Raw genomic sequence first — 22,403 nt, 5'->3', positions numbered from 1 at the left:
GGCCTTCGGGCGTTTTCGCGACCGGCCACCGGGCGTGTAGGACTGGGACCCGACGTGCGGCCCGCCGGGGGTCCGACCGGACCGCCGTCCGGCAGCCACCGCAGAGACGAGACATCTCCCTCCTCCCCCGGGGAAGGGAGTACGGAGAGGGGGAGCCCGTGTCCACGCCCGCCATGCGGCCCGACGCGAGCGAGGTCTACCGCCGGTACCTGAGCGCCGTGCTGCTCCACGGCCACGCGAGTGCCAGGGCCTGCGAGCTCGGCGCGACCGACCTGTACGCGCTGAACATCCTCCAGCTGTCCGGGGCGATGACCCCCGGCGAACTGGCCACCCGCACCGGGCTGACCACCGGCCCGACCACCCGCCTCGTCGACCGGCTGGAGCAGGCGGGCTACGTGCGCCGGGCGGCCGATCCCGGCGACCGGCGCAAGGTCATCGTCGAACCGGTCGGCGGGCCCGCCGATCTCGACCGGGTGATGGCCCCGGCCCGGGAGCGGGTCGGCGAGATCCTCGCCGGGTACGCGCCGGAGCAGCTCGACGTCCTCTTCGACTACTTCGCCCGCGCCGCCGACGCCTACCAGGAGGCCGCCGACCACCTCCGCACCGGTCCCGCCGACGTCTGACCCGGGCCCGGGCCCGGCCCCGGCCCGAAGACCGGGGGCGGCGTCCGTCCGGCGGCGGGGTTCGCGCGATCGGTCACGACCACCGGGTGACGGAGCGCTCCGACCGGCGGGCGGACAGCGTCTGCCCCAGCACCAGCAGGCTCAGACCGAACATCAGCACGCCCAGGGGGACGTGGAACGACGGGACGTGCGCGACGCCCAGCACGACCTGGACCGAGGCGAGCACCAGGAAGCCGGACGCGTACAGGACGGGGCGGGGCGATCCGCCGCCCGGCCGCCACGCGAGGATCGCGGCGAGCAGGTACAACATCGACGCGCCGTACATCACGCGCGCTCCGACGCTGTGCAGGACCTCGCCGCTGTGGGAGGTCAGCAGCAGCCCGGCGGTGACCGCCTGGAAGAGGATGGCCAGGGTCTGCAGGGCGATCGCGACCTGCGCGAACGTGAAGCTGCGGTGTCCTGCCGTCATCGGTGTGGCCATGGTGCGGTCCCCTCTTCCGCCTCGCGGCGGTTGATCGGTACTGTCTCGGTAGTCCGACGACGTGGGCCCGCGAAATGTGAGGTGGAGCGTCGATGTCCGGCCCGGGGGTTCGTCGACGTGACGGCTGCGGAGGCGGACGGGAAGAACCAGGGAGCGGCCCCGGCCATGAGCACTCCGTCCGAGCCAGGGCATGACGGGTCCGAGCCGGGCCTGCGCGCGATCGTCGGCGAGCGGCGGCACCTGACCAACGTCGCCTACCGGCTGCTCGGTTCGCTGGCCGAGGCCGAGGACGCCGTGCAGGAGACGTACGCCCGCTGGTACGCGATGCCGCGCCGGAGCCAGGAGGCCGTCGAGTCGCCCGGTGCCTGGCTGACGACGGTGGCCGGCCGCATCTGCCTCGACCTGCTCGGCTCGGCGCGGGTCCGGCGCGAGCGCTACGTCGGTGAGTGGGTCCCCGAGCCGCTGCCCGACCGCGCGGAGTGGATCGGCGGGCCGGTGGGCGGCGGCGGGACCGAGCCGGCCGACCCGGCCGACCGGGTGACGCTGGACGAGTCGGTCAGCATGGCATTCCTCGTCGTACTGGAGACGATGACGCCGGCCGAACGCGTGGCGTTCGTCCTGCACGACGTGTTCCGGTACTCGTTCGCGGAGGTCGCCGAGATCGTCGGCCGGACGCCGGCGGCCTGCCGTCAGCTGGCCTCCTCGGCCCGCCGGCGTGTGCGCGCCGCAGGGGCCACGGCCGTCCCGGCGGCCGGTCAGGCCGGGCTCGTGCGGAGCTTCAAGGAGGCGTGGGAGGCCAGGGACATCAAGTCCCTCGTCGACCTCCTCGACCCCGACGCCACGATGGTCGCCGACGGCGGCGGGCTGGTCGGCGCCGCCCTCCGCCCGGTCGAGGGCAGCGAGCGCATCGCCCAGTACCTGATCCACATCGCCGACAGGGCCCCCGGGCTGACGCTCCTGGAACGGACGGTCAACGGCCGCCCCGGTCTGGTCGCCCAGTTCGGCGGCGTCACCGTGACCGTGGCGGCGTTCGGCCTCGCCGACGGCCGCGTCACCCGCATCTGGGCGGTCCGCAACCCGGAGAAGCTCCGCCCCTGGGTCGGGAACGGCGACAGGACCGACGGCTGACCCGTGCGGGCTCGGTCCGTGCTCGGTCCGGGCTCGGTCCGGACCTGCTGCTCCCCGCGCGCCGATCGCCTCGCCGGCCCCGGTGAGCCCGCACGGCGCGCGGGCCCCGTTCGTCCCCGGGCCGCCATGCCCGGGCGCCCCTGCCGCCGGTTTCTCCGCGGTCCGCCCGACGGGCTCTTCCTAGGACGGAATCCGTCCTAGATGCTCTCTACCGTCTGTCGGGAAGGAACTGACCGGAACGGTGATTCGGAGGGATCCGTCATGATTCTTGTGATCGGCGCGACCGCGCACTTCGGGCGGCAGACGGTGGAGGCGCTGGCGGGCGCCGGGCGGCAGGTCCGGGCCCTGTCGCGCACCCCTGAACGGGCGGGACTGCCCGAGGGCGTGGAGGTGGTGGGGGGCGACCTGGCCCGGCCGGAGACGTTGGGGCCTGCGTTGGACGGCGTCACCGAGCTGTTCCTGGTGCTTCCCTACGGTGCGGATGCACGGCCGCTGCTGGACCAGGTGCGGCAGTCAGGGGTGCGACAGATCGTGTTCCTGTCCTCGGGGGCCGTCGTCGACGGCGCGGACCCGCAGCCCGATGTGATCGCCGCCTACCACGCGAAGGTGGAGCAGGAGATCAGGGCGACGGGCGTTGACTGGACGTTCCTGCGGCTGTTCTTCCCGGCGATCAACTCCCTGGCCTGGGCGATGCAGGTACAGGGCGGGGACACCGTCCGCGGGCCGCACGCCGCGGCCGCCGCCTCGGTGGTGCACGAGCGCGACGTCGCCGAGGCAGCCGCCGCCGTGCTCGGCGCCGTCGAACACCACGGCCGGGTCCACGAGCTGACCGGGCCGCAGTCGCTCACCCAGACCGAGCAGGTCGAGGTGCTCGGCCGGGCCCTGGGCCGTGAGCTCCGCTTCGAGGAGGTGGCGGATCACGTGGTGCGGCAGCAACTCGGCCGGTTCATGGACGCCGACTTCGCGGGTGCCCTGCTGGACTTGATGGCGAACACGGTGGGCGGGCCGGCACCGGTGGGCGACACCGTCGAGAAGCTGACCGGCCACCCGGCACGCCCGTACGCGCAGTGGGTCGCGGATCACCTGGCGGACTTCCGCTGAACCCCGCCGCTCCGCCCGAGGTCGTGGAATCGGGCGTGGGCGCGCGGGAGCGGGAGGAACACCGGGTGCACCGGATCCCCGCCGGACCGTCTCCGCCCGTCCCGCGGAACGCCGAAGGCCCCGACCGCTGGGCGGTCGGGGCCTTCGGGCTGCCATGGCTGGCAGAGGCGGAGGATACGAGATTCGAACTCGTGAGGGGTTGCCCCCAACACGCTTTCCAAGCGTGCGCCCTAGGCCACTAGGCGAATCCTCCGTGGGAGAGCTTAGTACATGTTCAGGGGTGGTCGCGACCACGTATCTCGTAGGTGGGGGCGAGGGGTGGCCTGCGGATGAGGGGAGGGGGTGGTGGTGGAGGGGTGGGCCCGGGATCCGGTAGTGTTGGGGGCAGCCCCTCGTGTGGCGTTATCTCTCTGAACCCCCCCAGGGCCGGAAGGCAGCAAGGGTAAGAGGGCTCTGACGGGTGCACGGGGGGTCTTTGCGTTCCCGGGGGAGCCCGGTGGGCACGGGCGGGGCCGGGGCGGGTCGAGGGGCGACGCGTTTGTCCGTCCGTCCCGATATCGTCGGTGGTGTGTCCCTAGCCCTGTACCGCCGCTATCGCCCCGAGACCTTCGCGGAGGTCATCGGTCAGGAGCACGTGACCGCTCCGCTCCAGCAGGCCCTGCGCAACAACAGGGTCAACCACGCCTACCTGTTCAGCGGCCCGCGCGGCTGCGGGAAGACGACCAGCGCGCGCATCCTGGCCCGCTGCCTCAACTGTGAGCAGGGCCCGACGCCGACGCCGTGCGGTGAGTGCCAGTCCTGCCGGGACCTCGCCACGGGCGGGCCCGGGTCGATCGACGTGATCGAGATCGACGCGGCCTCGCACGGTGGCGTGGACGACGCGCGCGAGCTGCGGGAGCGGGCGTTCTTCGCCCCGGTGCACAGCCGGTACAAGATCTTCATCCTGGACGAGGCGCACATGGTGACCCCGGCCGGCTTCAACGCGCTGCTGAAGGTGGTGGAGGAGCCGCCGGAGCACCTCAAGTTCATCTTCGCGACCACCGAGCCGGAGAAGGTGATCGGGACGATCCGGTCCCGGACGCACCACTACCCGTTCCGGCTGGTGCCGCCCGGCACGCTGCGCGACTACCTGGCGGAGGTGTGCGGCCGGGAGGAGATCCAGGTCGAGGACTCGGTGTTCCCGCTGGTCGTGCGGGCCGGTGCCGGGTCGGTGCGTGACTCGATGTCGGTGATGGACCAGCTGCTGGCCGGTGCCACCGAGGGCGGTGTGACGTACCGGATGGCCACCGCGCTGCTCGGGTACACCGACTCGGCGCTGTTGGACGAGGTGGTCGACGCCATTGCCGCGCACGACGGGGCGACGGTGTTCCAGGCCGTCGACCGGGTGGTCGAGGGCGGGAACGATCCGCGTCGCTTCGTCACGGACCTGCTGGAGCGGCTGCGGGATCTCGTGATCCTCGCCACGGTGCCGGACGCGGGGGAGAAGGGTCTGCTCGACGCCCCGGCGGACCGGGTGGCGGTGATGCAGGCGCAGGCGGACTCGTTCGGCGCGGCCGAGCTGAGCCGGGCGGCGGACATCGTCAACACCGGACTGACGGAGATGCGCGGGAACGCGGCGCCCCGGCTCCAGCTGGAGCTGATCTGTGCCCGGGTGATGTTGCCGGGCGCGTACAGCGACGAGCTGTCGTTGCAGGCGCGGCTGGACAAGCTGGAGCGCCGGGCGGCGGCCGGTGGGTTCGCCGGCGGTGGTCCGGGTGGTTTGGGTGGTCCCGGTGTCGCCGGCCTCGGAGCTCTCGGGGCGATCGGGGTCGGTGAGGGCGGCGGGATCGCGGCCGGCGGGACGGCTCCTCCGGTGGCGGCGGTGCCCGAGGTCCAGCAGGTGGCGGCCCCGGCGGTGGAGTACGTGCCGCAGGCGCCCGCTCCGGTACCCGCGCCCGCCGCACCTGCGGCGCCGGCGGCTCCGGCCGCTTCCGCGCCCGGGGCGTGGCCGATCAAGCGGAGCTTCTCGCCGGCCGGTGAGGCGTCCGCTCCCGCCCCGGCCGCTTCCCCCGCGCCCGCTGCCCCCGTGCAGCAGCCGCAGCAGCCCGCCCCGGCGCCCGCACCTGCGGCGGCCGGTGGGCAGCCGTCGGCGGCGGCGCAGCAGGGCGCCGGGCAGGTCCGGCAGCTCTGGCCGCAGATCCTGGAGGCGGTGAAGAACCGGCGCCGGTTCACCTGGATCCTGCTGAGCCAGAACGGCCAGGTCGCCGGGTTCGACGGCAGCGTGCTCCAGGTCTCCTTCATCAACGCCGGCGCGCGGGACAGCTTCGTCAGCAGCAACAGCGACGACGTGCTGCGCCAGGCGCTGGCGGACGCGCTCGGGGTGGACTGGCGGGTCGAGTGCATCGTCGACCCCTCGGGCGGAGTCGGCGGGACCCCCGGTGGTGGTCCCTCGGGCGGCTTCGGTGGCGGTGGCGGTGCCGGCGGTGGTGGTGGCTGGGGAGCCGCGCCGGCGCGTCCGGCGGCGTCCGCGCCCCCTGTGGCGCCTGTCGCGCCGGCGCCCGTGGCCGCCCCCGTACCGGCGCCTGCGCCGGTGGCCGCGCCCCAGGCGATGCCGGTCACGCCGAGGCCGTCGCCGGTCCAGGCACCTCCGCCCCAGGCCGCCCCGGCGCGTCCGGTGCAGGCGGTGGCCCCGGAGGACGACATCCCGGAGGAGGACGACCCGGACCTCAACGAGGAGGCCTTCTCCGGCCAGGATCTGATCGTCCGGGAGCTGGGTGCGACGGTGCTGGAGGAGATCCGGCACAGCGGCGGCTGAGCCGACCGGGCAGCACGTAGGCTCGGGGCGAGGACGCACACAGAACGCAGGACCGAACGCAAGGAGTGAGCCGTGTTCCCCGGTGGTGGCCAGCCCAACATGCAGGCGCTGCTCAAGCAGGCGCAGAAGATGCAGCAGGATCTCGCCCAGGCCCAGCAGGAGCTGGCCGAGGCGAAGGTGACCGGTTCGGCGGGCGGCGGCCTGGTCGAGGCGACGGTGACCGGTGCCGGTGAGCTGGTGGCGCTGACCATCGCCCCGGCCGCCGTGGACCCGGAGGACACCGAGACCCTGGCCGACCTGGTCCTGGCGGCGGTCCGTGACGCGAACCAGTCGGCGCAGAAGATGCAGGCCGAGCGGATGGGCCCGCTGACCCAGGGCCTCGGCGGCGGCATCCCCGGCCTGCCGTTCTGATCGTCGGTTCAGGGACAGGCAGCGGGACAGGCGCAGGCAGAGGGACAGACACACGCACAGGGACAGGGACAGGGCCAGGGCCGGCAAGCCCCGGCCCGGCCCGGTTCCGCCCGGACGGCCGGGCCGTTCGGGCAGTGCCGGGCGGTCGGGACGAATCGGTACGTGTCGGTACGAGGGCGCTCCCCGGCGGCCGGCGGAGGCTCTCGACCGGCCGGTAGGAGGGCTTCGGGACGGTTCCCGGGGCCCCGGAGATCTGTAGTTCAGACAACGGACCTGTGTGATTTATGCGGGAGACGGGCGTCGGGCGGTGTGCCCGACGCCCGATTCGTTGGATGATGGCACCGGAGCACCCTGCGCGGGTGCCACCGTTCCACCTGAGGGAAGGCGCGACGTTGTACGAGGGCGTGGTTCAGGACCTGATCGACGAACTGGGCAGGCTGCCCGGCGTCGGGCCCAAGAGCGCCCAGCGGATCGCCTTCCACGTCCTGCAGGCCGACCCCGTCGACGTGCGCCGGCTGGCGCACGCGCTGCTGGAGGTCAAGGACAAGGTCCGGTTCTGCGCCGTCTGCGGCAACGTCGCGGAGGCCGAGCGGTGCCGGGTCTGTCTCGACCCGCGGCGCGACCTCGCCGTCATCTGCGTGGTCGAGGAGTCCAAGGACGTGGTCGCCATCGAGCGCACCCGTGAGTTCCGTGGCCGCTACCACGTACTGGGCGGCGCGATCAGCCCGATCGAGGGCGTCGGCCCGGACGACCTGCGGATCCGGGAGCTGCTGGCGCGGCTCGCGGACGGCACGGTCACCGAGCTGATCCTGGCCACCGACCCCAACCTGGAGGGGGAGGCGACCGCCACCTATCTGGCCCGGCTCTGCAAGCCGATGGGTCTGAGGGTGACCCGGCTGGCGAGCGGCCTGCCCGTCGGCGGGGATCTGGAGTACGCGGACGAGGTCACACTCGGTCGCGCCTTCGAAGGGAGACGACTGCTCGATGTCTGACCGGACCATCAACCAGCAGCCCCACACGCCCCACCAGGCCGGACCGGAGCAGGACCGGCACAGCTGGCACACGCACGCGCACGGCTCGGAGCCGGACGACTTCGCGGTGCAGATCGCGGACTCGGTGGAGAGCTTCGTGCTCGCCGTCACCGAGGTGGCCAAGGGCGACGAGCCCGGCAGCGCGGTCTCCCTCCTCCTGTTGGAGGTCTCGCAGCTGCTGCTGGCCGGCGGCCGGCTGGGCGCGATCGAGGACGTCGTGCCGGAGGACCGGTTCGAGCCCGACACCGGGCCGGAGCCGGACGGCGAGCAGCTGCGGGAGCGGCTGGCCGCCCTGCTTGCGCCGATCGACGTCTACCACGAGGTCTTCGACCCGTACGGGCCGCCGGAGAAGCCGAGCGCGTTCCGGATCTCGGACGACCTCGCCGGGGTGGTGAGCGAGCTCCAGCACGGGCTCACCCACTACCGCGAGGGGCGGGTCAGCGAGGCGCTCTGGTGGTGGCAGTTCTCCTACCTGTCCAACTGGGGCACGACCTGCACGGCGGTGCTGCGGGCGCTGCAGTCGCTGATCGCGCACGTCCGGCTGGACAGCCCGATCGGGGCGGCGCCGGACGGTGCGGACACCGACAACGACGGGCTCACCGACGAGCAGCTCGAACAGCAGGCCGGCGACCTCATGGCGGCCGAGCTGGGGATCGGGCGCTGAACCCGCCGGGAGCCCCCGCCCGGAGCCCCGGGAGCGGGCCCCGGCGGGGCTCCGGGAACGGGTTGGGGTCCCGGGAACGTGTTCAGGGAACGTTCCGGCAGGGGTCGGCGCGGGTCGGCACGCATTGTGACGCAGACCTCAGGGTTTTCCGTCGAAGAGAAAACCCCGGGGCTGCCGACCGTTTGCCCGCCGATTCTGCGGGGCGGTGCGGGATACCCCGCAGACCTGCCCGTGGCCCCGCCCGAACCGCCGCTCACCTGCTGAAACGTGTGTCTCATCATATGGAAACCGGCAGGTGTCGCACCCCTGCTCGGTAGACTGGCGCGGACCGCACCACCCCCGCCACCCGGGGGTGCGGGGGCCGAGCGCCCCCGGAAACGACACAAGTCGAGGAGCGCACGTGGGCCTTGTCGTGCAGAAGTACGGCGGCTCATCCGTTGCGGATGCCGAGGGCATCAAGCGCGTGGCCCGTCGAATCGTTGACGCCAAGAAGGCCGGCCATGAGGTCGTCGTCGTGGTGTCCGCGATGGGCGACACGACGGACGAGCTCATCGAACTCGCGGAGCAGGTGTCACCTCTCCCCGCCGGCCGCGAGTTCGACATGCTGCTGACCGCTGGAGAGCGCATCTCCATGGCTCTGCTGGCCATGGCGATCAAATCCCTGGGTCACGAGGCCCAGTCCTTCACAGGCAGCCAGGCCGGTGTCATCACCGACTCCGTCCACAACAAGGCGCGCATCATCGACGTGACGCCGGGCCGCATCCGCACCGCCCTGGACGAGGGCAACATCGCGATCGTGGCCGGCTTCCAGGGTGTCTCGCAGTCGAGCAAGGACATCACCACGCTCGGCCGCGGCGGCTCCGACACCACGGCCGTCGCCCTCGCCGCGGCCCTCAGGGCCGAGGTCTGCGAGATCTACACCGACGTGGACGGCGTGTTCACCGCCGACCCGCGCGTGGTGAAGAAGGCCCGCAAGATCGACTGGCTGGCGTACGAGGACATGCTGGAGCTGGCCTCGTCCGGCTCCAAGGTGCTGCTCGACCGCTGTGTGGAGTACGCGCGCCGCTACAACATCCCGATTCACGTACGCTCGTCCTTCTCGGGCCTTCCCGGGACGATCGTCAGCAACGACAACCCGCACCAGCCCGAAGGGGGCGAGATGGAGCAGGCCATCATCTCCGGAGTCGCCCACGACACGTCCGAGGCCAAGGTCACGGTCGTAGGCGTGCCCGACAAGCCGGGCGAGGCGGCGCGCATCTTCCGCGCGATCGCCGACGCAGAGGTCAACATCGACATGGTGGTGCAGAACGTCTCCGCCGCGTCGACCGGTCTGACCGACATCTCGTTCACCCTGCCGAAGGCCGAGGGCCAGAAGGCCATCGACGCGCTCGACCGGGTCAAGGAGGGCATCGGCTACGAGTCGCTCCGCTACGACGACGCGATCGGCAAGATCTCGCTCGTCGGTGCGGGCATGCGCTCCAACCCGGGCGTCACCGCGACCTTCTTCGAGGCGCTCTCCGCCGCCGGGGTCAACATCGAGCTGATCTCCACCTCGGAGATCCGCATCTCGGTGGTCACCCGCGCCGAGGACGTCAACGCGGCCGTGCGCGCCGTCCACAGCGCCTTCGGGCTGGACAGCGACACGGACGAGGCCGTCGTCTACGGAGGCACCGGGCGATGACCCGGCGGCCGAACCTCGCCGTCGTCGGGTCCACCGGCGCGGTCGGTGAGGTGCTCCTCGGCCTGCTCTCCCTCCGTCAGGACATCTGGGGCGAGATCCGTCTCGTCGCCTCCCCGCGCTCGGCCGGCCGCAAGCAGACCGTGCGCGGGGAGCTCGCGGAGGTGCTCCCGCTCACCGAGGAGTGCTTCGACGGGATCGACGTCGCGGTGTTCGACGTGCCCGCGGACGTCTCCGCCCGGTGGGCGCCGATCGCGGCCGCCAAGGGCGTCGTGGTCGTCGACAACTCCGGGGCCTTCCGCCTGGACGAGGACGTTCCGCTGGTCGTGCCCGAGGTCAACGCGGCGGCGGTGCGACTGCGTACGCGCGGCATCGTGGCCAGCCCCGACTCCACCACGCTGACGATGATCGCGGCGGTCGGTGCGCTGCACGCCGAGTACGGGCTCGCCGCGCTGGTCGTCTCCTCCTACCAGGCCGCCTCCGGCGTGGGCCGGGCCGGCGCCGACGCGCTGCGCGGGCAGCTCGCGCAGGTGGCCGGTACCGAGGTCGGCGAACAGACCGGCGACCTGCGGGCCGTGATCGCCGACCACGGCCCGTTCGCCGCCCCGCTCGCGCTCAACGCGGTGCCGTGGGCCGGCACGCTGACCGACGGCGGCTGGTCCTCCGAGGAGCGCACGGTACGGGACGAGTCCCGCAAGATCCTCGGCCTGTCCGCGCTCAGGGTCTCCGCCACCTGCGTCCGCATCCCGGTGGTGCGCACCCACGCGGTCGCCGTGCACGCGGTGTTCGAGCGGGAGGTCACCCAGGAGCACGCCCAGGAGATCCTCCGGGACGCCCCCGGCGTGGTGCTCTACGACGATCCGGCGGCGGGCGAGTTCCCTACGCCGAACGACGTCGTCGGCACCGACCCGGTGTGGGTGGGCCGGGTACGCCGGGCGCTGGACGACCCGACGGCGCTGGACCTCTTCCTCTGCGGTGACAACCTGCGCAAGGGCTCGGCGCTGAACGCGCTGCAGATCGCCGAACTGGTCGCGGGGGAACTCGGCCTGTGAGCCGGGTCGGCGGTCCGGTCGTCCGACGGCCCGCCGGGACCGCACCCGGGACCGCGCCCGGGACCGCACCCGGGACCGCGTCCGGGGCCTCTCGCGACGGCCGGGGCCGCAGGTCCTCAGCCGGCGTCTACGCAGTTTGTTCGCGGACCGCTTGAGGAATCCTCGCCGAATCCCCTGGAGGGGGCTCCGCCCGATGCGGAAGAATGTCCGCCGGGCTGGGCAACCATGACAGGGGATCGAGTGTCCAACGGGCGTGGCGAACGTGATGGTGGGGGCAGGGGCGGGCATCTCGGCAACGGCCGCGGTGACGTTCCCGCCGCGCGCCCAGTGGCCGGCGGATAGGCCGGTAGAAAGCCAGATGACGGTAGTCGCATCCGGCGCCGCTGATTCCGGCGCGGGCACCACCGCGGGGACCAGCGAGGACCTGCTCACCGAGACCTACCAGGCGCACTACCGCTCCCTGTTGCGGCTGGCCGCGCTGCTCCTCGACGACCTCTCCACCTGTGAGGACGTGGTGCAGGAGGCGTTCATCCGGGTGCACGCGGCCCGGCGGCGGGTGCGTGAGCCCGAGAAGACCCTCGCCTACCTGCGGCAGACGGTGGTCAACCTGTCCCGCTCGACGCTGCGGCGCAGGATTCTCGGGCTGAGGCTGCTTCAGAAGCCCATGCCTGACATGGCCAGTGCAGAAGAAGGGGCCTACGATGCGCTGGAACGCGACCAGTTGAAGGCCGCGTTACGGGGTCTGCAACGCCGTCAGCGGGAGGTACTGGTGCTGCGCTACTTCGTGGACATGACGGAGGCGCAGGTCGCCGAGACCCTGGGCATCTCGCTGGGGTCGGTGAAGGCGTACGGCTCACGCGGGATCGCCGCGCTGCGGGTCCAGATGGAGGCCGGGCATGGCTGAGGACGATCGGATGTCCGGTGAACGGGCCTCCTCCGACGGTGGTCCGGGGGCCGGGAGAGGTCCGGGCGGCAGAGACCGAGGTCCGGGAGGTACGGCAGGGCCTGGGAGCGCGGGAGTATTCGGCGCCCCGGGCGGGTTCCGGGGGTTCGCCGGGGCCGGGGCCGGGGCCGGAGCCCTGACCGCGGCCGGGGCCGAGACCGGAGCCGGAGCCGACGACGGCGAGGTCGATCCGCTCGGCTCGGAGGAACGACTCGTCCGGGCGCTGATGCAACGGGCCGTGGCCGAGGTCCAGCCCGCCCCCGGCGGCCTGCAGCACATCCGCCGGGCGGTGCCGCGCAGACGGGCCGCGCGCCGGGGCGCCTGGACCGCCGCCGCCGCGCTGGCCGCCGTCGTCTCCGTCCTGCTGCCGACCCTGCACGACGACGAACACCTCGGTCTCTCCGGCGGCCCCGGCTCGCCCAACGCACACGGCGGCACCGCCTCGTCGACCTCCTCGGGGACCGCACCCGGTGGAGGCATCGTGTGGCCGAGCCTGCCGCCGGCCCCCGACGTGAGCACGCCCACCTCCCCGGGCAGCCCGTCCGGCACCGCCGGGACCTCGCCGAGTGCCGGCGCGAGCACCACCCGCCCGGCGGCCGGGACCTCGGCCCCGGCCGCCGCCACCGGCACCGGCGGCGAGAGCGGGCCGATGCCGCTCTGCACCCGTGGCGATCTCGGGCAGGGCACCGCCCAGGTCGGTACGGCCGACCCCGACGGCCGGATCTACGGGTACTTCACGGTGACCAACACGTCCGCGCACAGCTGCCGGCTCGGCGGGCCCGGTTCGGTCACGGTCACCGGCACCGTCGGGACGGAGTCCGGGCGGATCCGGATCGCCGATCACACGGCGGGCGGTCCGGCGACCGGGCTGCCCTCGCGCTCGACGGATCCCGCGGCGGGGACGGGCGGCGGCACCGACGGTCTCGTGCTCGCGCCCCGGGCCGGGTACCGGGTGGACTTCGGGTGGGTGCCGGACGCCGTCGGCTGCCCGACGCCCGGCGGGACGACCTCGCCGAGCGCCTCCGCCGGCCCCGGGCAGAGCACGACGGGCGGAGCCACCGGCGGCAGCACCGGCAGCGCGACGGCCGGCGGTACGGCGGGTGGCGGCGCCGCTCCTGGGCCGGGCGCGGGCACCGGTGCGGCGCCGGGATCGGCCGGCGGCGCGAGCGGCGGTGCGGGAACGGGCGCGGGCGCGGGTGCGAGCGGCGGGACGGGTTCCGGCCTGCTGAGCGCCGGCCCGACCGGATCGACGAGCGGGCCGCGCCTGTCCACCGGGTCGGCCCCGGAGGCCGGCTTCACCGCGGGGACGAGCGCGGAGCCGCCGCCGAGCACTGCGACGACACCCCCGTCGACCGGTGCGCCGAGTCCGTCGGCCACCTCGACTGCCGGGCCCGGCAAGCCGTTGACGAGCGTCACGCTGGCCTACACCCCGGCGCCGGGCAACCCGCCCGCGTCCGTCGCCGTCCTCCCGGGCGTCTGCGCGGGCACGGTCTACCGCACCGCGCCCGACCCGCTTCCGTCGGCGCTCCCGGCTCCGAGCGCCTCGCCCTCGTCGGGGTGAGTGCGGGAGCGGTCCCGGGGCGCCGCACGCGGGGCCGGGCGCCGGGCAGTGGTGAGAGGAAGCAGCAGGAGTAGGGGAGTAGGGGACGCGGCGAGGGGGCGCAGGACGGCGTCCTGGGCGGTTGTGGCGCGGACCGGCGGGGCCTCGCGGCGGGGGACGCCGGCCGGTCCGACTTTCCGCTCCGGGGGGTGGTGTCCGGGCCGGGCGGGGGGCCTGGGGTCGGGCGGCGTGTGAGGAGTGGTTACCGTGGGGGTGTGTACCGGTTCCTCCTCACCCCGCGCTGGCTGAGCGGCACCGCGTTGGCCGTCGCGGCCGTCGCGGTGTGCGTCTGGCTCGGCTCCTGGCAGCTCGGTCGGTTCGAGGACAAGGTCGCCTCGCAGGAGGAGATCAGCCGGTCGGTGAACGACGCCGGTGCTTCCCGGCCGCTCGGTGAGGTGCTCGGCGCCGACCGGCCGCAGGTCACCACGGACACCGTCGGCCAGGCCGTGACGGTGACCGGCACCTTCGACCAGGAACACCAACTGCTCGTGCCCAACCGGGTGTTGGACGGCAAGCAGGGCTACTACGTGCTGACCCCGCTGCGCACGCCGGACGGGCGGACCGTCGCGGTGGTCCGCGGCTGGGCGGCCGGGACACCGGCTGAAGCGGTGCCCGCCACCGGAATGCCCGCCGGCGCCTCCACGGTCGCGGATTCCACGACCACGACCACGACCACGGCCGCCGGTGCCGCGCCCGCCGGCGTGGTGACGGTGACCGGCCGGCTGCAGGCCGGCGAGACCAGCGGCAGCGGCGGTGCGGTGGCCGGCGGGCTCCCGGAGGGACAGCTCGGCACGATCAACCGGGCCGCCCTGGTCAACAAGCTCTCCTACGAGGGCTGGTACGACGGCTGGGTGTCCGCCGACGACGCGCCGGCCGGGCTGACCACGGTGCCGACGGTGCAGCCGCAGGGCGGCAACGGACTGAGCCTGCGGGCGTTCCAGAACCTGGGCTACACGCTGGAGTGGTTCGTCTTCGGCGGCTTCGTGGTGTTCATGTGGTTCCGCCTGCTGCGCCGCGAGGCCGAGGCCGAGCAGGACCGGGCCCTGGGACTGGACCCGGTCCTCGACTGACCGGACGGCCGGCTCAGCGCGTGGGCTTCACCGGCGGTACGACGGGCTTGGACGGAACGGCGGGTGCGCTCGGCACCACCGGTGCGGGCGGGGTCGGCGCCCCGGACGGAGCGGGCGGAGCCGACGGGCCCGACGACGTGGCCGACGGGGACGGCGAAACGGTCGGCGGCGGGTTGTCGCACCGCCGGCTGCTGCCACTGCCGTTCCCGCCGGCGTTGTCGTCGTCCGAGTCGTAGGTGTCGGTGTGGTGGCGGGCCTTGCGGCCGCTCTTGGAGCCCTTCGAGCCGGACGAGCTCTTGGAACCCGACGAGCTCTTGGAGCCGGACGAGCCCGACTTGGCCAGCAGCACCGTGCCGCCGTGCGGCGCGCCCTCCGTCACGGTCGACGCCACGGTCGACGCCACGGACCCTGCCACTGAACTCGCCACGGACCCCGCAGCGCCCTCCGGGCCGCGTTCGGCTGCGCCGAGCTCGGTCGTGCGGAAGGCCGCCCGCACCACGACGGCCGCGGCGGCGGCCACGGTCGCCGTGGCCTTGGACGGGGCCGTCGGCGAACTCGTGGTCGTCGGTGAGGAGGACGGTGAGGAGGCGGGCGGCGGGCAGGCCGACCCCCCGCCCCCGCCCCCGTCGTCGCCGTCCTGGCCCGAGCAGCCGGTGAGCACCAGGGCCCCGGCCACCCCCACCCCCATGATCGCCAGCAGGCGTCTCACACGTTCCCCCCGTCCCTCTCCGCCGTCTTCTACCGATTCTCTCCGACGCCGCCCGTGCCGAGGTGCCGACCGACGAAGTCGATCTCCAGCCGCAGCTGCTTGATCCGCTCGTCGACGACGAGCGAACCGTGCCCGGCGTCGTACCGGTACACCTCGTGCACCTTGCCCAGCTGCTCCAGCCGCTCGACGTAGTTGTCGATCTGCCGGATCGGGCAGCGCGGGTCGTTCACCCCGGCGCTGATGTAGACCGGGACCCGCACCCGCTCCACGTAGGTCAGCGGGGAGGAGGCGGTCCAGCGCTCGGGCACCTCCTCCGGCGTTCCGCCGAAGAGCGTGCGGTCGATCGCCTTCAGCGCCTCCATCTCGTCGTCGTACGCGGTCAGGTAGTCCGCGACGGGGACGGCGGCGACGCCGAGGCTCCAGAGCTCCGGCTGCACGCCGAGGCCGAGCAGGGTGAGGTAGCCGCCCCAGGAACCGCCGGACAGCACCAGCCGGTCCGGGTCGGCCAGGCCGCTCGCCACCGCCCACTCCCGGACGGCCGCGATGTCCTCCAGCTCGATCAGGCCGACCCGCTCGCGCAGCGCGTCCGTCCAGGCCTGGCCGTAGCCGGTGGAGCCGCGGTAGTTGACCCGGACCACCGCGAAGCCGTGGTCCAGCCAGGCGGCCGGGCCGGCGGCGAAGGAGTCGCTGTCGTGGTGGGTCGGGCCGCCGTGCACCTCGAAGACGGTCGGGAACGGGCCGTCCGCCGGACCGGCCCCGGACGGCCGCTGGACGAGCGCGTGCACCCGGCCGCCGGGGCCGTCGACCCAGACGTCCTCGACCGGGACGGAGGCGGGCGGCACCGCGCCGGGTGCGCGCAGCACCACGCCGCCGGCGGTGGAACGGACCGCGGACGGCTCGGCGGCGGAGGACCAGAGGAACTCCACGGTGCCGTCCGGCCGGGCGGTCGCGCCGCTGACCGTGCCGCGCGGGGTGTCGAGCCGGGTCAGCACGCCCTTGGCGCTCCCCGGGCCGTCCGGGCCGTCGAGCTCGTACGAGAACAGCTCGCTGCGCGCCTCGTACTCGTGCTCGATCAGCAGGGACCGGGCGCCGGGCCGCCACTGGGCGGAGACGTCGCCGGGCAGTTCGCGGCCCTGTTCGTCGCGGAGCGGCAGCGCGGTCTCGACACCGGTCGCGACGTCCCAGATCATCGGTTCCCAGCGGCCGGTGCGCTGCTGGGCGACCAGCAGCCGGGTGTCACCGTCGACCGGGGCGAAGCCCATGCAGGCCACACCGCGCGGTTCCGCGTGCCCGGTGACCTCGTCCAGCTCGGCGACGGTCGCGCCGTCGGAGAGGCGGACCACCCGGATCGCCCCGTGCATCGCGTCGCCGTGCTCGGTGTGGTCGATGGCCAGCAGGGTGCTGTCGTGGCTGAGGTCGCCGACGCCGCCGTACTCCGCGTGCCGGTAGATCTCGACCGGTTCGGTCGCCCCGGGCCGTCGCAGGTGCAGGGTGGTGCCGTGCTCGTCGGTGGACCGGCCGACCACGACGGTGCCGTCCCGGCCGAGGGCCAGGCCCGCGTCGTAGGACGGGTCGAGGCCGGGGACGGCCTCCTCGTCGGGGCCGGTCGAGCCTTCGGGGCGGCCCTCGAAGGGCCGGCGGCGCCAGATGCCGAACTCGTCACCGTCGCTGTCGTCGAACCACCAGATCCACGCGCCGTCGGGGGACAGCTCGGCGTCGGTCGTGCCGTTCGGCCGGTCGGTGACGCGCCGGTGGGTGTCGGTGGCGCGGTCCCAGGCGTAGATCTCGTAGGTGCCGCTGGCGTTGGACACGTACAGCGCCCGGTCGGGGGCGTCCTCCGCCCAGTCCGGCAGGGAGACCCGTGCCGCCCTGAACCGCTGCTCCCACGCCGGAACGGCGCTCTTCTCCTCGCTCATCCACCCATCCAACCCGATCGGGGGGCGGGAACGGAACGGGGGCGGGCGCGGGAGCGGACCCTTCCCGCCCCCGCGCCCGCCCGTCTCTCCTCCGCCACGTCCTCGCTCCCGCTTCCGTACCTGTTCGTCTTCCGTTTCCCGATCGGCTTCCCGCCCCTGGTCCCGGCCGCGGTTTCCGCTCAGGCCGTTCGGCGGGGCAGCAGCTGCACCAGGCCCACCAGCAGCAGCTCCAGCACCGCCAGCGCGCCGACGCTGACGCCGAACGCGGTGGCCGGGTCCGCCGCCCCGTAGTAGAGGATGCCGATCAGCGCGATGCCGAGCGCCCCGGCCACCTGCTGGACGGTGGCCACCACACCCGCCGCCGAACCGGCCAGCCGCGGCTCGACGCAGGCCAGCACCGTCGAGGTCACCGGGGCGATCACCAGACCCATCCCGAGGCCGTCCACGAACAGTCCGGGCGCAAGCCACCAGACGCTGCCGGTGTCCCCGGCCGCGTACACGGCGAGGCCGAGCAGTCCCAGTCCGGCGGCCATCAGCAGCCCGCCCAGTGCGATCGCCTGCCGGCCGAGCCGGGCCACGAAACGGTGCACGGTGGTCGAGGTGAGCAGGTAGCCGGCACCGATCGCGGTGAACACCAGGCCGGCCCCGAGCGCGTCCAGACCGCGGCCCGGCTGCAGGTAGAGGGCGAGCACGAGGAAGAAGGACGCCTGGCCGAGCCAGAAGGCCAGTTGGGCGAACAGCCCGGCGGTGAAGGCGCGGGTGCGGAAGAGCCGGGTGTCGACCAGCGGCGAGCCGGACCGGCCCGTCCGGTACTGGTGGACCCCGAAGACGGCGAGCACGGCGGCCGAGCCGGCCAGGCAGAGCCACGTCCAGAGCGGCCAGCCCGCCTCGCGGCCCTGGATCAGCGGCAGCACCAGGCCGGTCAGCCCGGTCGTGACCAGCAGCACGCCCACCGGGTCCAGCCCGGGCCGCTGCGGGGCACGCGACTCCGGCAGGCAGCGGCGGACCAGGGCCAGGGCGGCCAGGCCGACCGGCAGGTTGATCAGGAAGCAGCTGCGCCAGTCCAGGCCGAACAGGTCGGCGCGGATCAGCACCCCGCCGATCAGCTGCCCGAACACCGCGCCGAGCCCCATGGTCAGCCCGTACATCGCGAACGCCCGGGCCTGGGCGGCCCCGCTGAACGCGGTGCGCAGGATCGCCAGCACCTGCGGGCCCATCAGCGCCGCCGACAGTCCCTGCGCGACCCGGGCGCCGACCAGGGCACCCGCCGTCGGGGCGAGGCCGCAGGCCACGGATGCGAGGGTGAACAGGGCCAGGCCGAGGCCGAACACCCGGCGGCGCCCGTAGCGGTCGCCGAGCCGCCCGGCGGTGATCAGGCCGGCGGCGAGGGCCAGGCCGAAGCCGGCCACCACCCACTGGACGGCGGCGGGTCCGGCTCTCAGATCGGCCTGGACGGAGGGTATGGCGACGTTGACCACGAAGACGTCGAGGGCGGTCATGAAGGTGGCGGTGAGGACGACGGGCAGCAGGCCCCGGGGTGCGGGGGCCGCGCCGTCGGCCGGGCTGTCCGGGCCGCCCGGGCGGGGGCGGGGGGCGGTGCGAAGGACGGTGCGCAGGGCGGTGCTCACGGCAGGTGCTCCTCAGGGGCGGGAGGGGGCGTCGTCGGAGGGGGGAGGCGCTGGCGGGGGCGTCGTCGGAGGTCGGGGCTCGCAGCCACCGAGGGCCGGGGCGGTGGCGGGGGCGGACCGGGTGTGTGGCCGCCCCCGCAGGCGGCACGACGGCGGCTCAGGCGCCCGGGACGCGGTCCAGGAAGCCGTGCACGGAGGCGATCCGGCCCTCCGGGTCGGCCACCAGCACGTCGAAGCCGATCACCAGCGGCTCCGCGCCGGCCGGCCCCAGGTTCCAGGTGAACCGGGCGATGTCGTGGTGCGCGTCGACCGGGCCGAGGGTGAACACCAGGCCGGGGAACTGCCCCTGGGCGGCGCCGATCAGCGCGTCGACGCCCTCGCGGCCGGTGACCGCGGCCAGCGGGTCGGTGTACCGGCAGTCCTCGGCCCACACCTCGTCGATCAGCTTCCGGCGGGCGGTCGGGTCGGTCTCGTTCCAGACGGCGAGGTAACGCTCGGCGAGCTGCTGGAGGTCGGTCGGCTGGATGGCGTTCATGGTTCTTCTCCCTTGTCCGGTGGGCCGATCGGCCCCGGTGGGGCGGGTCGTTCCCGCTGTTCACGAAGGTACGGACGGCGGACGGCGGGCGAATCCGTCACGGATAGGTAGGGGCCTACGTAGGCCGCGCCAGTAGGGTCGGGGGCATGGGGACGCTGTACGGGCGGGAACGGGAGCAGGCCGCGGTCGACGCGCTGCTCGACGGGGCGGGGGACGGCCGCAGCGGGGTGCTGGTGCTCCGTGGTGAACCGGGCATCGGCAAGACCGCGTTGCTGGAGTACGCGGTCGCGACGGCGGGCCGGGCGTTCCGGGTGGTCCGCGCGACCGGGGTCGAGTACGAGGCCGAACTCCCCTTCGCCGGACTGAGCCTGCTGCTCGGGCCGGGGCTGGACCGGTTGGACGCCCTTCCCGCTCCGCAACGACGCTCCCTGGAGGGTGCGTTCGGACTGGGGGAAGGTGGCGGTGCGCCCACCGACCGGCTGCTCACCGGACTGGCGACCCTCGGACTGCTCGCCGAACTCGCCTCCGACAAGCCTCTGTTGTGCGTCGTCGACGACGTGCAGTGGCTGGACCGCGCCTCGCTGGACGCGCTGCTGCTCGCCGCCCGCCGTCTCCAGGCGGAGGGCGTCGCCCTGCTGCTCGCAGCCCGGGACGCGCTCCCGACCGCAGGCGGCGCGGACGCCCTGCCGCTCGCCGGGCTCCCCGAACTGCGCCTGGCCGGCCTCGCCGGGCCGGACGCCGAACGGCTGCTGGACGCCCGGGCCGCCGGAGGGATCGCCGATCCGGTCCGCCGCCGGTTGCTCGCCGAGGCCGCCGGGAACCCGCTCGCCCTCGTCGAACTCCCCTTCACCGAAGCCGAGTCGGACGCCGGAGGGCTGGCGCTCACCAGCCGGCTGCAGATCGCCTTCCACGGCCAGGTCACCGGGCTGCCGCCGGCCACCCAGACGCTGCTGCTGGTCGCCGCCGCGGAGGAGAACGGCGACCTCGACGTCGTCCTGTCGGCCGCCGCCGCCCTCGGGGCCGGCGCCGACACGATGGCGCCCGCCGAACAGGCCGGACTGGTCACGGTCGGCGCCGACCGCCGGCTCTCCTTCCGGCATCCGCTCCTGCGTGCCGCCGTCCTCCAACGTGCACCCCTGCAACAGCGCCTGACGGCCCATCGGATGATCGGCGAGGCGCTGGAGGACGGCGACCGCCGCACCTGGCACCTGGTCCTCGCCGCCACCGGTCCCGACGCCGATCTCGCGGACGCGCTGGAACGGGCCGCCGTCCGGGCCGAGTCCCGGGGTGCCCACGGTGGCGCCGCCGCCGCGTACGAGCGCGCGGCCCGGCTCACCCCGGACCGCGACGGAGCCACCCGGCGGCTCGTGCTGGCCGCCGAAGCAGCCACCGAGGAAGGCAAGTTGGCGCAGGCCGAGGAACTGGCCGACCGGGCCCGGGCGCGGACCGACAGCGTCTTCGCGCACGCTCTGCTGGACCAGGTCCGGGCGGTCGCACACTTCTGGCGCGGGTCCTACCCGGCCGCCTACCGGCTACTGCTCGACGCCGCGGCCACCGACATCGAGCCGGCCCACGCCGCCCGGATGCTGCTCCAGGCGTTCCATCCCGCCTGGTACGTGGGCGAGGAGGCGGTCGCCACGGTGCTCGACCGGCTGGCGGCGCTGCCGCTCGCGCCGGAGGAGCCGCTCGCGCCGCTGGCCCGCCACCTGCCCGCCGCCGTCCTGCCCGTTCTGGACCGCCCGGCGGATCCGGTGCCGGTGCTCCGAGAGACCGTCGAGGCCGCCCGCAAGGCCGGTGCGGAGAGCCCGAGCGACTTGGTCCAGCTGTGCGGCGCGACCCTGATCCTCGGCCGGGACGCCGAGACCCTCGAACTGGCCTCCGAGCTGGTGGCGGAGGCCCGGGCCAAGGGAACCGTCGGGGTCCTGCCCACGCTCCAGTTCTTCCTCGCCGAGGCGGAGCTGTTCCACGGCCGCCACCGCGATGCCGAGGTCACTGCCACCGAGGCGCTCACCCTGGCCCGCGACACCGGACAGCGCCAGTGGACCAGCCAGCTGGCGGCCCTGCTGTCCTGTGTCGCCGCGCTCGGCGGCGCGGACGAGCGGTGCACGGAGCTGGCCGACGAGGCGCTCGACTCCGGTTCTCCGGCGCCCGCCGCCGGCGCGCCCTGGGCGCACTGGGGGATCGCCCTGCTCGACCTCGGGAGGGGGCGGGCGGGGGTCGCCGCCGACCGGCTGCACACGCTCACCACCGGGCCGTACCGGCACCACGTCAGCGCCACCCGGGCGGTGCCCGACCTGGTCGAGGCCGTCGTGCGGCTGGGGGCCCCGGGGCGGGCGGCCGAGCCGTACGAACGGTTCGCCCGCTGGGCGGGGGCGGCGGGGACGCCCTGGGCGGAGGCGCTCCGGCTGCGCTGCCAGGCGCTGCTCGGGCCGCACCAGTCGGCCGAGTCCGCGTACCTGGCCGCGCTCGCGCTGCACGAGGGGACCGACCGGCCGTTCGAACAGGCAAGGACGGCCCTGCTGTACGGGGAGTGGCTGCGCCGGGAACGGCGCCGAACGGATGCCAGGCCGCACCTGGGCGTGGCGCTGGAGACCTTCGAACGGCTCGGTGCCGGGCCGTGGGCGGACCGGGCCCGCGGCGAGCTGACCGCCACCGGCGGGGCGGCCCCGGCGGCGGCCGGGGCGCCGCCGGGCGTGCTCACCGTGCTCACCCCGCAGGAGCTGCAGATCGCCCGGCTGGCCGCCGCGGGGCTGACCAACCGGGACATCGCGGCGCAGCTGTTCCTGAGCCCCCGGACCGTGGGACACCACCTCTACAAGGCCTACCCGAAGCTGGGGATCGCCGCGCGGACGGAGCTGGCCGCGCTGTTCTGAGGGAGCACGCCGTCGCCGTCGAGGCGACTCGCGCCGAAGGCGTCGTCGCTGTACTCGGAGGTGGCGGTGAGCAGGCTCTCGCCTCCGGCGGCCGTCCCGCTTCCGATCTTGGGCACTGCCCTCCCCGGGACCGGAGCACGGCAGGTCCACGGCACCGTTCTTGCCG

19 protein-coding genes, 1 tRNA gene and 1 other RNA gene are annotated in these 22,403 nt (G+C 74.3%); 14 read left to right on the top strand and 7 right to left on the bottom strand.

Features of this window, described 5'->3' with window-relative positions; all coding sequences use genetic code 11:
- Positions 1–173: 173 nt before the first annotated feature.
- A complete protein-coding gene (locus ABZY91_RS09600; protein WP_355401126.1) occupies positions 174–623 on the top strand; it encodes a MarR family transcriptional regulator in 450 nt (149 codons plus the stop codon).
- Positions 624–696: 73 nt separating this feature from the next.
- Here the strand turns inward: ABZY91_RS09600 and ABZY91_RS09595 are convergent, their stop codons facing one another.
- A complete protein-coding gene (locus tag ABZY91_RS09595) occupies positions 697–1,104 on the bottom strand; it encodes a hypothetical protein (protein ID WP_355401111.1) in 408 nt (135 codons plus the stop codon).
- A gap of 165 nt (positions 1,105–1,269) precedes the next feature.
- On the opposite strand from ABZY91_RS09595, the gene sigJ reads away from it, so the two are divergent.
- Positions 1,270–2,232, top strand: a complete 963-nt coding sequence (gene sigJ / locus ABZY91_RS09590; RefSeq protein WP_355401109.1) for an RNA polymerase sigma factor SigJ — start codon at positions 1,270–1,272, stop codon at positions 2,230–2,232.
- Positions 2,233–2,493: 261 nt separating this feature from the next.
- On the top strand, positions 2,494–3,333 hold the full coding sequence (locus tag ABZY91_RS09585; RefSeq protein WP_355401107.1) for an NAD(P)H-binding protein: 840 nt from the start codon (positions 2,494–2,496) through the stop codon (positions 3,331–3,333).
- 168 nt (positions 3,334–3,501) lie between these two features.
- Here ABZY91_RS09585 and ABZY91_RS09580 read toward each other — a convergent pair.
- A tRNA-Ser gene (locus ABZY91_RS09580) sits at positions 3,502–3,586 on the bottom strand.
- Between the two features lie 130 nt (positions 3,587–3,716).
- Here ABZY91_RS09580 and ffs point away from each other — a divergent pair.
- From ffs to ABZY91_RS09530, 10 genes are all read left to right on the top strand, one after another.
- Positions 3,717–3,813, top strand: an RNA gene (gene ffs, locus ABZY91_RS09575) — signal recognition particle sRNA small type.
- An 88-nt stretch (positions 3,814–3,901) separates the two neighbouring features.
- Positions 3,902–6,127, top strand: coding sequence for a DNA polymerase III subunit gamma and tau (locus ABZY91_RS09570; protein WP_355401105.1), 2,226 nt, complete (start codon positions 3,902–3,904; stop codon positions 6,125–6,127).
- A 72-nt stretch (positions 6,128–6,199) separates the two neighbouring features.
- Positions 6,200–6,538, top strand: a complete 339-nt coding sequence (locus tag ABZY91_RS09565) for a YbaB/EbfC family nucleoid-associated protein (RefSeq protein ID WP_355401103.1) — start codon at positions 6,200–6,202, stop codon at positions 6,536–6,538.
- Between the two features lie 392 nt (positions 6,539–6,930).
- Positions 6,931–7,530, top strand: a complete 600-nt coding sequence (recR, locus tag ABZY91_RS09560; RefSeq protein ID WP_329883870.1) for a recombination mediator RecR — start codon at positions 6,931–6,933, stop codon at positions 7,528–7,530.
- Positions 7,523–8,233, top strand: a complete 711-nt coding sequence (locus ABZY91_RS09555; RefSeq protein WP_329883832.1) for a DUF5063 domain-containing protein — start codon at positions 7,523–7,525, stop codon at positions 8,231–8,233. The genes recR and ABZY91_RS09555 overlap by 8 nt, the downstream gene beginning before the upstream one ends.
- A gap of 400 nt (positions 8,234–8,633) precedes the next feature.
- Positions 8,634–9,914, top strand: a complete 1,281-nt coding sequence (locus tag ABZY91_RS09550; RefSeq protein ID WP_329883834.1) for an aspartate kinase — start codon at positions 8,634–8,636, stop codon at positions 9,912–9,914.
- Entirely contained in the window at positions 9,911–10,963 is a 1,053-nt protein-coding gene (locus ABZY91_RS09545; RefSeq protein ID WP_355401100.1) for an aspartate-semialdehyde dehydrogenase, read from the top strand. The genes ABZY91_RS09550 and ABZY91_RS09545 overlap by 4 nt, the downstream gene beginning before the upstream one ends.
- Positions 10,964–11,321: 358 nt before the next feature.
- The gene (locus tag ABZY91_RS09540; protein WP_329883836.1) at positions 11,322–11,867 is read left to right on the top strand and encodes a SigE family RNA polymerase sigma factor; all 546 of its coding nucleotides are present in this window, start codon (positions 11,322–11,324) and stop codon (positions 11,865–11,867) included.
- 277 nt (positions 11,868–12,144) lie between these two features.
- Positions 12,145–13,467, top strand: a complete 1,323-nt coding sequence (locus ABZY91_RS09535; RefSeq protein WP_355401098.1) for a hypothetical protein — start codon at positions 12,145–12,147, stop codon at positions 13,465–13,467.
- A 254-nt stretch (positions 13,468–13,721) separates the two neighbouring features.
- Positions 13,722–14,576 carry an SURF1 family protein gene (locus ABZY91_RS09530; RefSeq protein WP_355401096.1) on the top strand — a complete coding sequence of 285 codons (855 nt, stop codon included), beginning with the start codon at positions 13,722–13,724 and terminating at the stop codon, positions 14,574–14,576.
- A gap of 13 nt (positions 14,577–14,589) precedes the next feature.
- On the opposite strand, the gene ABZY91_RS09525 is transcribed toward ABZY91_RS09530, so the two are convergent.
- The 4 genes from ABZY91_RS09525 to ABZY91_RS09510 all read right to left on the bottom strand — a co-directional run bounded on the left by ABZY91_RS09525 (position 14,590) and on the right by ABZY91_RS09510 (position 19,364).
- Positions 14,590–15,285 (bottom strand): hypothetical protein, encoded by a 696-nt coding sequence (locus tag ABZY91_RS09525; protein WP_355401094.1) that lies wholly within the window; start codon positions 15,283–15,285, stop codon positions 14,590–14,592.
- 29 nt (positions 15,286–15,314) lie between these two features.
- Entirely contained in the window at positions 15,315–17,201 is a 1,887-nt protein-coding gene (locus ABZY91_RS09520; RefSeq protein ID WP_355401093.1) for a prolyl oligopeptidase family serine peptidase, read from the bottom strand.
- Between the two features lie 179 nt (positions 17,202–17,380).
- Positions 17,381–18,829, bottom strand: coding sequence for an MFS transporter (locus ABZY91_RS09515; RefSeq protein WP_355401091.1), 1,449 nt, complete (start codon positions 18,827–18,829; stop codon positions 17,381–17,383).
- A 157-nt stretch (positions 18,830–18,986) separates the two neighbouring features.
- A complete protein-coding gene (locus ABZY91_RS09510) occupies positions 18,987–19,364 on the bottom strand; it encodes a nuclear transport factor 2 family protein (RefSeq protein WP_355401089.1) in 378 nt (125 codons plus the stop codon).
- Between the two features lie 146 nt (positions 19,365–19,510).
- Here ABZY91_RS09510 and ABZY91_RS09505 point away from each other — a divergent pair, with 146 nt between their 5' ends.
- Positions 19,511–22,237, top strand: coding sequence for a LuxR family transcriptional regulator (locus ABZY91_RS09505; RefSeq protein WP_355401087.1), 2,727 nt, complete (start codon positions 19,511–19,513; stop codon positions 22,235–22,237).
- Here the strand turns inward: ABZY91_RS09505 and ABZY91_RS09500 are convergent.
- Positions 22,186–22,353 carry a hypothetical protein gene (locus ABZY91_RS09500; RefSeq protein ID WP_355401085.1) on the bottom strand — a complete coding sequence of 56 codons (168 nt, stop codon included), beginning with the start codon at positions 22,351–22,353 and terminating at the stop codon, positions 22,186–22,188. The two genes, ABZY91_RS09505 and ABZY91_RS09500, sit on opposite strands and share 52 nt — an antisense overlap.
- Positions 22,354–22,403: the final 50 nt, after the last annotated feature.

The organism is Kitasatospora sp. NPDC002965, assembly GCF_040611255.1.
Lineage (GTDB): Bacteria > Actinomycetota > Actinomycetes > Streptomycetales > Streptomycetaceae > Kitasatospora.
Note: the sequence above shows the minus strand (reverse complement) of the source record. Positions and strands in the feature narration are given on the sequence as shown.